Source organism: Rathayibacter sp. VKM Ac-2835 (genome assembly GCF_013266705.1).
GTDB lineage: Bacteria > Actinomycetota > Actinomycetes > Actinomycetales > Microbacteriaceae > Rathayibacter.
Window position 1 is genome coordinate 187534 of sequence record NZ_JABSNQ010000002.1, and the last position, 15345, is coordinate 202878.

Genomic DNA, 15345 nt, shown 5'->3' on the forward strand with positions numbered 1-15345 from the left:
CGAGAAATGCTGTTCTGCACGGGCCTTGCCGACACTTCTCGTCGAACGGGCCGGGTCCGACCCTTGCTGATCGAGGAGCGCGCGCAGCGCCCGTATCGAGATCCGCCACCGTCGAGACGGCGGCCTGCAGGCCCGCCCGCGTCAGTCGACAGCGGAGAAGAACGCCTCGATCGCGCGGGTGAGGGCGACGAGGTCGTCGACGTGCGCCAGCTCCCGCGCGGAGTGCATCGACAGCAGCGGGACGCCGACGTCGACGGTCGAGATCCCGAGCCGGGTCGCGGTGAGCGGCCCGATCGTGGAGCCGCAGGGCACCGTGTTGTTCGACACGAACTCCTGGAACTCCACGCCCGCCCGCGCGCACACTCCGGCCCAGAGCGCCGCGCCGCGGGCGTCGGTCGCGTAGCGCTGCGAGGCGTTGATCTTGAGCAGCGGCCCCTTGCCGGCGACGGGCTGGTTCACCGGGTCGTGCTTCTCCGGGTAGTTCGGGTGCACGGAGTGGCCGGCGTCGGCGGAGAGGCACCAGGACCGCGCCATCGCGCGGGCGCGCTCGTCGACACCCGCGCCGAGCGCCGCGCCGATGCGGGTGAGCACGTCCTCGAGGAACGGGCCGCTCGCTCCGGAGCGGCTGGCGGAGCCCAGCTCCTCGTGGTCGAAGGCGGCGAGCATGCTGATGTGCGGCGCCGCGCTGTCGTCGGCGCTCGCCGCGAGCAGCGCGACGAGTCCCGCGTGCACCGAGCTGAGGTCGTCCATCCGCCCGGCCGCGAAGAGCGCGTCGTCGAGGCCGAAGCGCGCGGGCGGCTGGGTGTCCGCGGTGATGAGGTCGTAGCCGGCGATCTCGGCGGCACCGTCGAGCCCGGCCTTCGCGGCGAGGATCCCGAGCAGGTCCTTGCCCTCCGCGTCGCCGACGCCGTAGACGGGGACGGTGTGCTTCTGCCGGTCGAGCTTCAGGCCGTCGTTCGCCTCGCGGTCGAGGTGGATCGCGAGCTGCGGGATGCGCAGGAACGGGCCGGTCCGCACGAGCACCTCGGCGCCGTCGCGGGTGACGATCCGCCCCGCCAGCTCGAGCTCGCGGTCGAGCCAGGAGTTGAGCAGCGGTCCGCCGTAGACCTCGACGCCGGCCTGCAGCCAGCCCTTCGACTCCACCGTCGGACGCGGCTTCAGCGTGAAGCCGGGGGAGTCGGTGTGCGCGCCGAGGATCCGGAACGGCGTCACCGCGGAGGCGCCGGCCGGCACGTGCCAGGCGATGACCGCCCCGTCGCGCAGCACGTAGTAGCGCCCGGGGGCGGTCGGCCACGCGGCGCTCTCGTCGACCGGGATGAATCCCGATGCTGCGAGCCGCCGGGCGGTCTCGGCCGCGGCGTGGAAGGAGGACGGCGAGGCGGTGAGGAACTCGGCGAAGTCGGCGAGGTGGTCGGCGCGGGAGGTCATCAGGTCATTGAAGCAGGACCGGGACGTCTAGGTCGGGCTGCAGGTGCGCACCGTGATGCCGCCGATGCCCAGCGCGGTGGTGACCGTGTAGGACGGCGAGGTGCCCCGCCACGTCGTGCCGGTGAGCACCGTGGAGACCGTCACGGGCCAGGAGGAGCCGACGGCCAGCAGGGTGTTGACGGGGGCGAAGCTGATGGTGCGGACTGTCGGCTCGACCGGCGTCGTCGACGTCGTGGAGGCGCCCGTGCCGTAGGTGGCCACGATCCCGGTCTGAGTGATCGAAGCCGTCGGGACCGTGAAGTCGAGGGTCACCAGGCCCGCCAGGGAGACGGTGCATCTGTCGATCGTCGGCACCGCCAGGGCGCCGGTCGCGGCGGTCGTCGTCGCGAGCGCGGTGTCCGTGAAGGCGGCCGTGGTCCCCACCGGCGGGGGAGCGACGACGCCCGCGCCCGCGAGCAGCACGGCGGTGAGACCGAGGGCGCCCCCTGCCGCGTGCCGGTGCCGGCGGCGAGGGCCGGTCGCCGCCTGCGGGGCCGCCGTCGGGCGCGCAGTCCGCGTCGGAGCGAACGCCACCATCAGCAGCAGCCCGGCCAGCAGCCCGCCCAGGAACAGCGCCGGCGGGCTCGCGAGCGCGCTCACCACGTAGCCCACGCGGTTCACGCTCGTGAGCAGCAGGTCCACCCGGTCGACCACGTACGGCTCCGCGTCGTCCACCCCGTTCGCGTCGCCGCGCAGCACGAGGGACACCCGGTCGCCGCCGACCGGCGTGCTCGAGACCACTCGGTGGGTGATCCGCACCCCCGTGGGCAGCTCCACGCTCACCACGTCGCCCGGCCGCGCGTCGGCGGCGGGGATGTCGCGGGCGATCCCCAGCGCCCCTGTCTCGATCGCGGGCCCCATCGATCCGCTCTGGAAGACGAGCGGAGTGATGCCGAAGAGCAGCGCCGCGAGCGCGGACAGCAGACAGAGGGTGCCGAGCGCCGCTCCGACCGTGAGCAGGAGCTCGCGGAGCGCGGCCCGCATCCGCCCGGGGCGCGCGGGCACGTCGGCGCGCGCCGACGCCTCGGCGGGCTCGATCGCGTCGTGCAGCGGATCGTCCCGGTGGGAGGCGTCCGGCGACTCGGCGAGGTGGTGGGCGGTCGGCACAGGCTCAGGTGGTGGTCGCGGTGAAGGTGAGGGTGATGTTCGTCGACTGCGACTGCAGGGTGGTCGCCGCGGTGGTGGGCAGCGTGAAGAGCACGCAGAGCGTCTCCGACGCGATGACCTGCGGGGTGCCGGTGGCGCCGGCCAGGGGGCGGCCCGTGCCGACGAGGGTGCCCACCACCGAGGGTGCTGACGCGCCCGTGGTGGTGATCGCGGTGCCGCTGCAGGAGGAGGTGGTGCCGCCGGCGGGGTTCGTGGGCGTGCCGCCGGTGTAGACGGCGGCGGTGAGCGCGGGACCGAGCGTCCCGGTGCCGGCGCCGACGACGGTGTACGTGACGGGGAGCGTGCCGGTGTTGCTCACCGCGATCGCCACCGCCTGCGTGCTGCCGGGGCGCAGATTCGTGAGATTCGGGATGGTGATGGTGTCGGCGCTGTTGAGCTTGAGGTCGATGTTCCCGGTGCTGAACGTGGTGGTGGCCGTCGCGTTGTCCGACCAGGCCGCGAGGGTGGCGACGCCGCCGCCGCCGAGCAGGATGCCGACGGAGAGCAGGGCGCGCACGCGGACGCTGCGCGAACGGAAGCCGAGGGGGCGGCGCGCCGCGGCGTGGCGGGAGCGCGGCGAGGCCGAGGTGCTCGGCGGGAGTTCAGGACGGGACATCCGGGGACTGCCTTCGGGGTCGGTCGTGCGGGTCGGGAACGGCGGTGGCGGCGGACGGCGTGCGCCGGGAGCGCATCGCGAGGAGGAGGGCGAGGCCGGCGGCCATCGCGCCTGCGGCGGCGAGGAGCAGCGGCGGCGAGAGGGCGAGGCCGGTGGACGGCAGATGGAGCGGCCATGGACCGCGATCGTCGGCGGACCCGGCACCGGTTCCGGCCCCGTCGAGGCGCTCGCTGAGGGTCACGTTCAGCCGCACCGACGCGCTGATGCTCTGGTACTCGTCGCCCGCCGCCGGATCCATCAGGAACGTCAGGCTCACCGGAAGGACGCCGCCGGGCGGCACCGGGAGGCTGCCCAGGCTCAGCGATCGCCGGTCGCTCCTCGAGCCCGCGGGGGTCACCTCGAGCGACTCGGCGACCGGCACGCTGCGTCCCTCCGCCGTCGCCGTCACGTCCAGCACCTCCCAGAGCGGAGTGCTCGGCGGGGTGTCGAGCACCACCGTCACCTGGGCGTCCTCGGCGCGGCTGTTGCGCACGTACAGCACGGCGGTCGACGTGCCGCCGGGCACGATGCGCTCCGTCCCGCGGAGCAGCGGCTCGTCGATCCGCGGCGCGAACTCGTCGCCGTCGGTGCTCAGATCGAGCCCCTGCTCCGACACCGGCAGCGATCCGGGGGAGGCGACGAGGGCGAGCGCCGGCGCGAGGACAGGCGGAGCGATCGCGCCCAGCGCCACCGCGGCGACGGCGGCGGCCAGCCGCGCAGTCCACGCGCGCCGGGAGGGGCCGGTCACGACACCCTCCTGGACTTCCGGCGGCGGTCGAGCAGGGCTCCGCCGAACATCACGAGCGCGTAGCCGCCGAGGAGGCTCACGGCGACGATCGTCGCGATGCCGCGCTGCGGACCGGTGAGCGCGCTGTTCAGGTAGCCGAGCCACGGCAGGTGGTACCAGAGCACGCCGCGGACCTGCACCTCGCGCACCGGCTCCTGGTCGGCCACATTGTTCGCGTCACCCTGCGTGACGAAGGTGCGCTCGCCCCGCGCGTTCTCGGCCGTGGCGATCACCCGGTGCGTCACCACGGCGCCCTCGCCCGACGCGAGCTGGTAGGTGATCACCGTGCCGACCCCGATCGAGTCGCCGGGGACGGGCCGCATCACCACGAGCTCACCGGGCGGCAGCCCCGGCCGCATCGAACCGGTGAGCACGGTGTAGGCGGTCGCCCCGGTCACGCGGGGCACCACCACCGTCGCCAGCAGCACGCCCACGGTCACGAACAGCGCCAGCCAGGAGAGGACCCGGCCCGCCCAGGCCAGGGCGCCGTCCTCCTTGAGGCGCGGCGCCCTGGAGCGCACGGCGGCGTGCCGCCCCGCTCCGGCCTCCGCCTCGACGCTCACGGGGGCGCTCACAGCTGCTCCGCCCGGAAACGGAAGACGATGCCGGTGCTGGTGCTCTGCAGGGAGGCTTGCGGCGCGGAGGGCGACAAGGTCACGCGGATGCACCACACCTCGCTGCTCCCCTTCTGCAGGTTCCGGTACGCCGAGGTCGCCGAGCCGAGCGGCGCGGCGGTCACGAGCGCGAGACCGGTGGGCGTGCCGGTCGCCGGGCACGAGGCCGCCGACGACACGAGAGTCGCGGCGGTGGTGAACGCCGAGGCCGCGGCCGTCGGCGTCACGACGGTGCTGTCCAGCCGGTAGCGCAGGTCCTCGGTGCCGGCGTTGCGGAGCGTGAGCGGCGCCTGGGCGACGCTGCCCGGCCCCGCGTTCCTCGCATCGAGGGCGGTGAAGACGTGGTCCTGCACCTGCGCGGCCGCCGACCCCGCCAGCAGGTCCAGGCTGCCGGAGCGGAGCGTGGTGCCCGGCACGGTCTCCGCGTCGCTCCAGTAGGCGGCCGTGCCGATCCCCGCGAGAGCGAGGGTGAGCACGGCCGCTGCACCGAGGGCGACGGCGGAGAGCCGAGAGGGCATGGGGCTGCTGGGCGAAGCGGGCGCTGACTACGGCGTGACGGCTCCGTTGGGGGTCTGCGCGAGCAGCAGCTGGAACGAGGCGAGGTCGAGGGTCGAGTCCTGCCCATCGAGACCTGCGGTGGCGGGGTCGAAGGTGAAGGTCACGACGACCGGGAAGGTCTGGGTGTCGCCGTCCTCGAAGTCGAAGACGAGCGAGTCGCCGCCGTCGGTCTCGCCGTCGACGGTGAGCACGGTCGCGACGTACGGGGCGAGGGTTCCCGACTCGGGGGGCAGGACCGCCGAGAACGTCGCCTCGAGGTTCTTGCCGATACCGCTGACGGTCGCTGCGGTCGTGTACGTGATGACGTCGCCCGGCACGATGAGGTCGGTGGCGGGGTCGAAGAGCGCGCCCGTGGTGGTTCCCGGCGTCTCGTCGGCCCACGTTCCCGGGGCGACCTCGAGAGTCAGGTTGCCCGACTCGATCGCACCGGCGTCGATCGGCTCCGAGTCGCTCCAGAACGCGAGCGTGCCCGCGCCGCCGAGCAGCAGTACAGCAGCCGCGCCGGCCGCGATCGCGCCCTTGGTCGTCTTCTTCATCGTGATGGTCCCGTTCCCCGAGGAGTACCCGGGCGGCTTCGTAGCGGCCCCTCGCTCCAGGCGGAACGTAACCGGCGGCTGAGAAAACGGTCAAGATCGCCCGCGGGGGCGTGAAAGCGCTCGTCAGCGCCTTCTGCGAGGGGGTTCGTCCAGCCGGCTTACAGGCGGTCCGGGGCGCTCCGCCGGACCGGCAGGCCGTTCAGCGGGGCGGCAGTCCTCGGGACGACCCGTGCTGCGGCCCACGGCCGGGGGGCAGCGGAGGCGGGCGGACACCGGAGACGGGCGGTCCGGGGGCGGGAAGAGACTGCGTGAAGTGGCTGCTTCCCGTCGTGAATAGAGGGACAGTGGCAGGCGTGCGCCGCTAGGTCCGCCTCCGTCGGTCCTCGGAGCTCGTCACGGTCGTTCGTCCGGCAGTCCTCGTTCCTCACCGCTGATGAAGGGAAGAGGGGGGTCCTCCTCCCATCTCCCGCTCCTCGACTTCGACGAAGCTCAGGAGATGGCGGCGTGCTTGAAGAACACGCAGGTCGCGGACTGGGTGAACCCCCGCGGCACCGCGGACTTTAGGCCGCAGTTCGACGCGGCAGAGTTCGTCCGCGGCTCCGGCACGCTCTACTCCCTCTCCAAAGAGGGCGCCGGCACCGCCGGCCCCCTCGTCACCGCGCTCACCGCCGCCACTCTCGAGGCGGCGACCGACCTCGCCGACACCTCGCCCGGGGGCCGGCTGCGCACGCCCCTCGTCGGGATCCTCGATGAGGCCGCGAACGTGTGCCGGTGGCGAGACCTCCCCGACCTGTACTCGCACTTCGGCTCCCGCGGAATCCCGATCATGTCGGTGTTCCAGTCCTGGTCGCAGGGCGTCGCCGTCTTCGGCAAGGAGGGCATGTTGAAGCTGTGGAGCGCGTCGAACGCGTTCCTCTATCTCGGCAGCGTGAAGGAGAACGACTTCCTCCAGAACGTCTCCGAGCTCGTCGGGGACTACGACCGCGAAACGACCTCCGCCAGCTACAACAAGGGCGTTCGCTCGACCTCGACCGCGTTGAAGCGCGAGCGGATCCTGACCGTGGACGAGCTGGGAGCGATGCCCCGTGGCCGCGCCGTGATGCTCTCCACCGGCTCCCGCGCCGCGCTGCTGCGCACCATGCCCTGGTACGAGGGCACGAAGGAGAAGGTCGCAGCGATCAAGGCCTCCATTGCCGCCCACGACCCCGCGACCGCGCCAGAACGCGGCGCCGAGTCGACTCCTGTTGTAGCGACGGCCGCGCAGCCGGTCGTGACCAGCGCCGAGCCGGTCGTGGCGAGCGTCGAACCGGCTCCAGCGATCGACCTCGCCGCCTCCATGCGGGCTCTGATGGAGAACGAGGACGCCAGGCGGACGCAGGCGCAGCGTGACTGACGACGATCCGCTCGCGGGCGGAGACGTGCAAGAGGCTGCGGGCATCTCAGCCGCCTGCGACGGGGACCGCGACACTGCGGCTGCGTCGCTGCTCGGCGCTTTCGACGTCGACGCGATCGCCGCGAGAGAGGTCGCGGACGTCATCACCGGGATCATCGCCGGGATGACGAAGGAGGCCCTGGAACGAGCGCTCACTCCCGAGCGGGTCGAGTTGATGCAGGCCCGCGCCGAAGCGGCCGTGCAGCGCTCGTTCGAAGAGGACTCCGCCCCGACCCTCGTCTACGGATCCGCGGACGAGTGGCTGCGGAAGTACTGGCGGTACACGTACCGCCGCCGAGTCTCCGCCAAGGGCCAGGGCACCGGACGCTGGCGCGCCGACTGGTGGACCATCGACGAGGCCGTGCAACGCATCGAAGCGCTCTGGCGCAGCTGGGAAGCATCCCGCCTCGACGCAGGGCTCGGGATCAGCGCCTGGTGGATCAACCACGCCGAGCCGCATATGGGCGCCCTGCTGGCCACAGACGGGCCGTTCATAGGGGCGAAGGACGAGAACCTCCCCGGCGAACCACTTCCGTATTCAGCACCTCCGAAAGGAATGTTCGCGCCAGATAATTCTTCGTTCTGACGCCACCGCATCGGTTGAAGCACGCACCTGAATTGGTTCGAGCGCGGCAGTTGAATGCGAAGTTCTTGCAACGGGCTCGACAAGGCGCCAAGACCGTGCGCGCTGATTTCAGTAGCACGCCGGACACCAGTCCACGCCGCCGGGATCATAAACTCATGACCCCGCTCCACGAATTGAACGACGCACTCTGGTGGAGCACGTCTGCCGTCAACGTGAGCGGCACCTTCGCGCTTGGCGTTGCCGTGCTGATCCCGAGTTCCGGCTCGGGCGGCTCGGTCCGTTCCTGGTGACGATTGCGCCGGTCGCGCCGGCCGACACCAGTGCAGCGATCACTACGTGGCTGCTCCGGGATGACTCCGCCAATGTGAACGACGTTATCCTCGCCACCGGCGGCGCGTGGTTGGTGCAGTAGCGGCAAGCGAGCGCTCTGTCCACGACCAATCCTTCGGAGCGCTCAACCAGAGGTCTGCTTATCTGGATCTTGCCCGCGCACAGCAGGCGCGTGCTGCAATCGGACAGATGGAACGGCGGTCCCCGCGCCCGTGAGCAGTTGCTGCAGACCCGCGCCGTAGAGCTCGACGACCTCGTCGACCGGGGCGCCGCGGAGGTACTCGTCGTCGTAGACGACGAGCGCCGACATGAGGCCGACGAGCTGCGCGGCGAACAGGTGCGCGCGCAGCTCCGCGTTCTCCCGTTCGATCAGCGGGACGATCGGAGTGACGAAGCGCTCGATCATCGACTCCTGCAGCGACGAGCGGATGTCGGACCTGCCCGAGGCGCGGACGACGGTGCCGAAGACGCTCAGGCCGCCGCGGCGCCGCCCCATCAGGATCTGGCGCACGACACGGCGGCCGAGCTCGTCGACCGGGCCCTCGATCATCGCCCTCAGAGCCCCCGAGCCGTCGACGGTCTCGATGAACAGCGCCTCCTTCGAACTGAAGTGGCGGATCACGATCGCCGGATTCACGGCGGCGGCCGCAGCGATGTCGCGGATCCCGGTCGCCTCGAAGCCCCGCTCGGTGAAGAGCCGCGCGGCGGCGGCGCGGATCTCGTCCTTGACGGCTGCCGATCGGTCTCGGCGGGTCGCGTGCTCGGCCATGCGGTCCTTCCTGAAAGTCCTCGCACACAGCGTCGAGGGATCTCGGCGGCGAAGACGTCTTGACCCCAAGTGTAAACGTCGATTACTTTGCAAACACCGTTTACTCGAGGAGCCCCTGTGTCCACTGCCACCGATCCGCCGGCTCGGGCCGAACCGAGGCCGGCGAACTCCGTCCGCCAGGTCCTCGTCGCCCTCCTGCTGCCCCTCTTCTTCGTCGTCGTGTTCCCGCTCGCCTTCGTCAGCGCGCTGCACGACCCCACCCCGAACGACCTGCCCGTGCTGGTCGTCGGCCCCGACCAAATCGTCGCTCCGATCGCCGAGGGGCTGGACGACACCGCTGAGTTCTCGGCCGAGCGCACCGACGTCGTCTCGGAGGCCCGCGCGAGCGTCGAGGAGCGCCGCGTCGACGGCTCGATCGAGATCACCGCGGTGCCCGCCGCCGACCCGGCCGCTGCGCCGACGTTCACCGTCACCACCTACGTCGCCGGGGCCGAGGGGCGCTCCGTCTCCGGAGCCGTGCAGGGCGCGGGCGACCAGGTCGCCGCCCAGCTCGGCACCACCGCGACCGTCGTCGACGTCGCTCCGCTCGCCGCCGCCGACTCCCTCGGCACCGGGCTCTTCTACCTCCTCACCTACACGTCGCTGGGCGCCTACCTGGTGATCATCGTGCTGATGCAGGTGATGCCCGGAGCGCCGCTGCGCATCCGCTACGCCGCGATCTCGATCGCCGCGGTCGTCGCGCCGCTGATCGTGTTCGGTCTCTCGTCGATCTTCCTCGGCGACTACGGAGCGAGCTTCGGCTCGATCGCGGGCCTACTCGGAGTGAACGCGCTCTACGTGTTCACCGTCGGCTGCGCCGCCATCCTCATCGAGCAATTCCTGGGCAAGGTCGCGACATTCGGGATCATGGGCTTCGTCGTGTTCTTGAACTTCCCGAGCGCAGGCGGGGCCGGGTCGGCCGCGATGCTCCCCGACTTCTGGCAGGGAGTGCACAGCGTCTACTTCGGCGCCGGGGCCTTGGAGTCGTTCCGCTCGATCGTCTACTTCGACGGCAACGGGGCGGCCCGCTGGGTTCTCCAGCTGCTGGCCTGGACCTTCGGGCTGATGCTCGTCACCTTCATCGTGCACTTGAGCAAGACCGTTCGGCGCCAGCGCTCCGAGCTCGCCGAGCTGCACGCCGGGGCTCGGTCCACGGAGCAGGAGCCCGAGTCGCCCGCCGAACCGGAGTCCGAGCCCGAGCGCGCCCGCCACGCCCGTGTCGAGACCTACGTCCTCGACGACCCCCAGCCGCCGTCCGCCGTCGAGGACACCTCGCGGCCGTCGATCACCTCTGGAGAAGGAGTCCTGCGATGAGCGAGAACCGCCCCTCGGCCCCCCGCACCGCCGGCATCGACCTCACGATGCCCGAGAACCACCTCGACGTCGTCGCGACCCCCGGGTCGGTCGACCCGTCGCGGACGGCGTCGCTGCGCACGCGCCTGATCGCAGTGATCTCGATGCCGCTGTTCTTCCTCGTCGCGTTCAGCCTCGCCTACGTCAGTGCGGGCCACGCGCCGGTGCCGCACGACCTGGCGATCACCGTCGCGGGGCCGGCCACGCTGACCGACTCGGTCGCCGACGCGCTGGCCGATCGCGCCGAGGGAGGCTTCGACGTCACGCAGACGACGTCGGCCGCCGACGCGCGCGCGGCCGTCGCCGACCGCGAGGTCGTCGGCGCGGTGATCGTCGACGGCACCTCGGTGACCACGGTCATCGCCTCCGGAGGAGGACGCCTCGCCTCAGCCGTCGTTCAGCAGGTCGGCGATCAGATCGCGGTGGAGCAGGGGACCACGGCTGTGATCGAGGACACCGCTCCGGTGCCCGCGGACGACCCGGGCGGATCCGTTCTGTTCTTCTTCCTCGTGATCTGCACGGTGGGCGCCTTCCTCAGCATCACCGCGATCAGCCAGGCGCTCCCGCGCGCGGGTGTGAAGGGCATGCTCGCGACGGCCGCCGGTGCAGCGCTGCTCGTCCCCGTCCTCGGTTTCTCGATGATCAGCCTCTTCGTCGACTTCGGCGTGAATTTCGGCCAGGTCGCCGCGGTCATCGGAGTGGGGATGCTCTACTGCTTCACCGTCGGGGTCATCGCGACGCTGCTCACGGCGCTGCTGGGGCAGGGCGCGGTGCTGGCCGAGATCCTGGTCCTCGTCGCCCTCAACTTCCCGAGCGCAGGAGGGAGCTCACCGGAGTCGATGCTCCCGCCGTTCTGGCAGGTCGTGCACAACGGCTGGCTCGGCTCCGGAGGCTTCGAGGCCATGCGCGGGATCCTCTTCTTCGACGGCGCCGGGATCGGCCGCTGGCTGCTCCAGCTCGGCATCTGGACGATCTCGGCGCTCGTACTCACACTGCTCGTGGCGCGCAGGAAGAGAAGCGAACCCGTCGACGGGACCGCCGGCGCGATATCGGCGGCAATTTGAGCCTCCGCCTAGGACCGCCCGTCCGTGCTCAGGCGTGAGCGGGCGGTCCCGCCTCGATTGGGAAGGCAGGGACGGAGCGACCAGCGCGACAACGTCCGCGGTGCGCTCCGCCACCGCCGCCAGGTCGGTCGCGACTAGGACGTGCAGTCTGGCGCCGATCACAACGTCCGCGATGACCTCGACATTACCGGCGCGTCAGGCTGCGGCGATGACCTCCGCACGGCCGCGGTGAGCAGCGCCCTGAACAGCGCGGCGGCCTGATCGTTGAGGATTCGCGCCGTCGAGGCGCGTATCCAAGCGGCGAGATAGGCGCGCAGATCGCGGGACGCGGTAGCGAGGAAGGAACCGAAGGCACCTCCTCGGCGAGGACCGCCGCGGGCACGAGCAACTCCTTCGTGCGCGTCCAGCAGTAGACCGTGGGGCCGCCGACTCCAGCGGTTTCGGTGATCGTCACCAGCATCGATCCCCTGATCACCGGCGGAGTGGTCGCCGCCGTCCGCACCGGCTAGGCACCCTACCCGGCCGCCGACGGGGCGGATCTTCTATGCCGACCAGGGCTCGTGTGCTGGTGTCGCGGCGATGTCGGCGGCGAGCAGGCGTCGCCTTCCGGACCGGCACCCATAGGCCAACGGGCGAGAGTACCCGCGTGCCGAGTATTGACAGGCTTCCCGTCTTCTTCCATACTTTCGTTGCGTTGTAGGATACTGGTGTTCCTTTAAAGAAAACAACCGAACGATTTCTTTGTTTGCCTGACTCACCGCGCCGATGGGCACCGTCGCCTGTCAGGGAGGATATTGATGACTGTGATCGATGTGGGAGTCGGTGTCGCCTCGGCGCCGATACAGCCCGTCGCTGCTGCACGGATCTCTCTTCCGTCGACTCTCCCCGTCCTGTTCGGCAGCGAGATGGGCAACGCCGAGATCGTCGCGGACAACCTCGGCGAGGCGCTGACGGCGCGCGGGATCAACGCGGAGTGCCTCGCGCTGAACGATCAGCCCGTTGACGCACTCGCGGGTCTGAACGTCGCGCTCATCGTCATCTCGACGTGCGGAGAGGGCGACATGCCCTATCTCGCCGACCAGTTCTGGAGCACTCTGGAGGAGGAGTCGCCCGATCTCTCAGGGCTGCACTACGCGGTCCTCGCGCTCGGAGACAGCGGATACACCTACTTCTGCGGAGCGGGAGTCCGGATGGACGACCGACTCGCGCAGCTCGGGGCAACCCGTCTGGCCAGCCGGGTCGACTGCGATGTCGACTACGAGATCCCGGCCGACCGGTGGATCGCCGAGCGGGTCGAGCAACTGACCGCGCTCACCGGGGGCGGGGTCGCCTCCGGTGAGTCGACCGCGGAGACGACGTCGCTCGCGTCGACGGCCTCGCAATGGACCCGGGATCGACCCTTCGAGGCTGCTCTGCTCTCGACGGAGCTGCTCTCGGGACCCGGCAGCGCGAAGGAGATCCGGCACTACGAGCTCGACCTGACGGGCAGCGGCATCGCCTACCAGCCCGGTGACTCGATCGCGATCGTGCCGACGAACGACCCGGACGCCGTCCAGCGGTTCCTCGAGTCGACCGGGTTCTCGGGCGACGAGGACTGCAGCGGGGTGCCGCTCCGTGTCCTCGCCGAGCGGCGCTGGGAGCTGCGCTACCCGTCCGCCGGCCTCATCGATCTCGTCGCGACCCGCTCGCCCGACAGCGATCTCGCCCGGGCCCTCGCCACGGGGCTCGAGGCGGGCGATCACCTCGCCGTCGAGGAGTGGATCCGGATGCACGGGGTCTGCGAGACCCTCGCACAGCTGCGGGAGCCGCTCGCACTGGACGAGCTCGCTCCGGTGATGAGCCCGATGAGGTACCGGGCGTACTCCATCGCGTCGAGCCCGATCCGGCACCCCGAGGCCGTCCACCTCACCGTGGCGACCCAGCGCAACGCGGACGGGGCCGTGCTCCTCTCGGGCGTGGGCAGCGGACATCTGGCCGACCGGCTGCCGACCGGGGCGACCGTTGGCGTCTACCCTCTCCCGAACCGCTCCTTCCGGCTCCCGGCGGACCCGTCCACCCCGATTGTCATGATCGGACCGGGTGTGGGTGTGGCTCCGTTCCGCGGATTCCTGCAGCACCGCGCGGAATCGGCCGACCGCGGACCCGCCTGGCTGTTCTACGGCGACCAGCACGAGGCGTCGGACTTCAGCTACCGCGAGTTCTTCGAGGGTCTCCTCGCCGACGGTGTGCTCACGCGTCTGGACACCGCGTTCTCGCGCGATCACGCCCAGAAGGTCTACGTGCAGGATCGGATGCGGGAGAACGCTGCCGAACTCGTGTCGTGGATCCAGGACGGCGCGTACCTGTACATCTGCGGCGACGGCAAGCGGATGGCGGCCGACGTCGACGCCGCACTGAACGACATCGCCGCCGAGCGTCTCGGTCCGGAGGCGGGCCGGCGGCTGATCGAGCAGCTGCACCACGAGAAGCGCTACCTCCGCGACGTCTACTGATGCGGGCGACGGGACCGCTCGGGTCCGGTGGGGGATCGGGGAACCGCAAGCTCCCCCTCCCCCCGACCATCCGATGCGGACCGCGGCGCGGAGGTGCGCGGTGACCAGGGGCCCGACGCCGGTCGGCAGGACCGTCGCGGTCCTCGCGTTCGCCGGCTTGAGCGCCTCGTTCATGCAGACCCTCGTGGTCCCGCTCCAGGCGCGACTGCCCGCGCTCCTCGGCGCGTCCAGCGACGACACTCCCTGGGTGATCACCGTCACGCTCGTCGCCGCCACGGTCGTGACTCCGATCGCCGGACGCCTCGGGGACATGTTCGGCAAGCGGCGCGTCGCGGTCGCACTTCTCATCGTGCAGGCCGTGGGTGCGGTCCTCGCCGGTCTGGCCGAGGATCTCCCGCTCATGCTGGTTGCCCGTGCTCTGCAGGGGGTCGCCGCCGGTGTCGTCCCGCTCGGCATCTCGATCCTGCGCGACGTGGTCGCGCCCGGACGCATGGGCTCGGCGACCGCGCTCGTGAGCGCGACTCTCGGCGTCGGCGGAGCGCTCGGTCTGCCCCTCAGCGCGTATGCAGCGGAGGCCCTCGACTGGCATGCGATCTTCTGGTTCGCGGCGGTGCTCAGCGTCGCCGCGATCGCCCTCTACCTGAGGGTCGTGCCGGCCAGCGCGCTTCGGACGCCCGCCCGGATCGACGTCGTCGGCATGGCGGGGCTGGCCGTGGGACTCGTCGGCGTGCTGATCGCGGTCTCGCGCGGCGGGACGTGGGGCTGGGCGGATCAGCGGACGCTCGGCTTCCTCATCGGCGGTCTGGTCGTGCTCGTGCTGTGGACGCTCTGGGAGCTCCGCGTGCGCGATCCGCTGATCGATCTGCGCGCCGCTCTCAACGGCGCGGTCCTGATCACCAACATCGCCTCGGTCGCGGTCGGCTTCGGTCTGTTCGCCTCGAGCATCACCTTCCCGCAACTGCTCGTGCTCCCCGAGGCGACCGGCATCGGGCTCGGTCTGCCGCTGGTGGTCGCGGCGCTGATCCTCGCTCCGTCCGGTCTGATGATGTTGGCGGTCTCTCCCGTCGCGGGCTGGATCCAGCGCCGTCACGGGCCGCGGCCGCTCCTCGTGGTCGGCTCCCTCGTCGTGGCCGTGGGCTACGCCCTCGCGCTGGTGCTGCGCAGCGAGGCGTGGCAGATCCTGGTCGTCAACATCCTGCTCGGGATCGGCGTCGGACTGGCCTACGCGGCGATGCCCGCCCTGATCATGCGCGCCGTCCCCGTCAGCCAGACGGGCGCGGCGAACGGCCTCAATGCGCTCGCTCGCTCGCTGGGCACCACAGCGGCGGCCGCTGTCATCGGCGCCCTCCTCGCCCAGTCGACGGTCACGGTCGGCGGCGCCACCGGACCGAGCGGCGCGGGATTCACGGCCGCCCTCGCCCTGGGGCTCGGAGCGGCGCTCATCGGAGCGATCGTCGCCGCGGCCATCCCTCGTCCGTCGGCCGCGGAGCCGGCGACCCCCGATCGGCCCTGAGCCC

At 71.4% G+C, this 15345-nt stretch carries 15 protein-coding genes; 7 read left to right on the top strand and 8 right to left on the bottom strand.

The window, feature by feature from the left end; translation table 11 throughout:
• Positions 1-141 precede the first annotated feature (141 nt).
• The 7 genes from HRK28_RS08805 to HRK28_RS08835 are packed head-to-tail and all read right to left on the bottom strand — an operon-like array spanning position 142 to position 5763.
• The gene (locus HRK28_RS08805; RefSeq protein WP_173251137.1) at positions 142-1428 is read right to left on the bottom strand and encodes a M18 family aminopeptidase; all 1287 of its coding nucleotides are present in this window, start codon (positions 1426-1428) and stop codon (positions 142-144) included.
• Between the two features lie 27 nt (positions 1429-1455).
• On the bottom strand, positions 1456-2574 hold the full coding sequence (locus HRK28_RS08810) for a hypothetical protein (RefSeq protein WP_173251138.1): 1119 nt from the start codon (positions 2572-2574) through the stop codon (positions 1456-1458).
• A 4-nt stretch (positions 2575-2578) separates the two neighbouring features.
• On the bottom strand, positions 2579-3229 hold the full coding sequence (locus HRK28_RS08815; protein WP_173251139.1) for a TasA family protein: 651 nt from the start codon (positions 3227-3229) through the stop codon (positions 2579-2581).
• Positions 3216-4016, bottom strand: a complete 801-nt coding sequence (locus HRK28_RS08820; protein WP_173251140.1) for a hypothetical protein — start codon at positions 4014-4016, stop codon at positions 3216-3218. The genes HRK28_RS08815 and HRK28_RS08820 overlap by 14 nt, the downstream gene beginning before the upstream one ends.
• Positions 4013-4630 carry a signal peptidase I gene (locus tag HRK28_RS08825; RefSeq protein ID WP_173251141.1) on the bottom strand — a complete coding sequence of 206 codons (618 nt, stop codon included), beginning with the start codon at positions 4628-4630 and terminating at the stop codon, positions 4013-4015. The genes HRK28_RS08820 and HRK28_RS08825 overlap by 4 nt, the downstream gene beginning before the upstream one ends.
• On the bottom strand, positions 4627-5187 hold the full coding sequence (locus tag HRK28_RS08830) for a SipW-dependent-type signal peptide-containing protein (RefSeq protein WP_173251142.1): 561 nt from the start codon (positions 5185-5187) through the stop codon (positions 4627-4629). The genes HRK28_RS08825 and HRK28_RS08830 overlap by 4 nt, the downstream gene beginning before the upstream one ends.
• A 27-nt stretch (positions 5188-5214) precedes the next feature.
• Positions 5215-5763 carry an alternate-type signal peptide domain-containing protein gene (locus HRK28_RS08835; protein ID WP_173251143.1) on the bottom strand — a complete coding sequence of 183 codons (549 nt, stop codon included), beginning with the start codon at positions 5761-5763 and terminating at the stop codon, positions 5215-5217.
• A 508-nt stretch (positions 5764-6271) separates the two neighbouring features.
• On the opposite strand from HRK28_RS08835, the gene HRK28_RS08840 reads away from it, so the two are divergent.
• The 3 genes from HRK28_RS08840 to HRK28_RS20505 all read left to right on the top strand — a co-directional run bounded on the left by HRK28_RS08840 (position 6272) and on the right by HRK28_RS20505 (position 8071).
• On the top strand, positions 6272-7156 hold the full coding sequence (locus HRK28_RS08840; protein ID WP_254304722.1) for a type IV secretory system conjugative DNA transfer family protein: 885 nt from the start codon (positions 6272-6274) through the stop codon (positions 7154-7156).
• Positions 7149-7781 carry a DUF4913 domain-containing protein gene (locus HRK28_RS20770; RefSeq protein WP_173251145.1) on the top strand — a complete coding sequence of 211 codons (633 nt, stop codon included), beginning with the start codon at positions 7149-7151 and terminating at the stop codon, positions 7779-7781. Before HRK28_RS08840 ends, HRK28_RS20770 begins: the two co-directional genes overlap by 8 nt.
• A gap of 155 nt (positions 7782-7936) precedes the next feature.
• Positions 7937-8071 (top strand): hypothetical protein, encoded by a 135-nt coding sequence (locus tag HRK28_RS20505; RefSeq protein ID WP_302051492.1) that lies wholly within the window; start codon positions 7937-7939, stop codon positions 8069-8071.
• A gap of 164 nt (positions 8072-8235) precedes the next feature.
• Here the strand turns inward: HRK28_RS20505 and HRK28_RS08850 are convergent, their stop codons facing one another.
• Positions 8236-8880, bottom strand: a complete 645-nt coding sequence (locus tag HRK28_RS08850; RefSeq protein WP_173251146.1) for a TetR family transcriptional regulator — start codon at positions 8878-8880, stop codon at positions 8236-8238.
• Between the two features lie 117 nt (positions 8881-8997).
• Between HRK28_RS08850 and HRK28_RS08855 the strand changes: the two genes are divergently transcribed.
• The 4 genes from HRK28_RS08855 (at position 8998) to HRK28_RS08870 (ending at position 15341) form a co-directional block, all read left to right on the top strand.
• On the top strand, positions 8998-10233 hold the full coding sequence (locus HRK28_RS08855; RefSeq protein ID WP_173251147.1) for an ABC transporter permease: 1236 nt from the start codon (positions 8998-9000) through the stop codon (positions 10231-10233).
• Positions 10230-11336 carry a hypothetical protein gene (locus tag HRK28_RS08860; RefSeq protein WP_173251148.1) on the top strand — a complete coding sequence of 369 codons (1107 nt, stop codon included), beginning with the start codon at positions 10230-10232 and terminating at the stop codon, positions 11334-11336. The genes HRK28_RS08855 and HRK28_RS08860 overlap by 4 nt, the downstream gene beginning before the upstream one ends.
• A 797-nt stretch (positions 11337-12133) precedes the next feature.
• On the top strand, positions 12134-13828 hold the full coding sequence (locus HRK28_RS08865; protein WP_173251149.1) for a sulfite reductase flavoprotein subunit alpha: 1695 nt from the start codon (positions 12134-12136) through the stop codon (positions 13826-13828).
• A gap of 100 nt (positions 13829-13928) precedes the next feature.
• On the top strand, positions 13929-15341 hold the full coding sequence (locus HRK28_RS08870; protein ID WP_367948377.1) for an MFS transporter: 1413 nt from the start codon (positions 13929-13931) through the stop codon (positions 15339-15341).
• Positions 15342-15345: the final 4 nt, after the last annotated feature.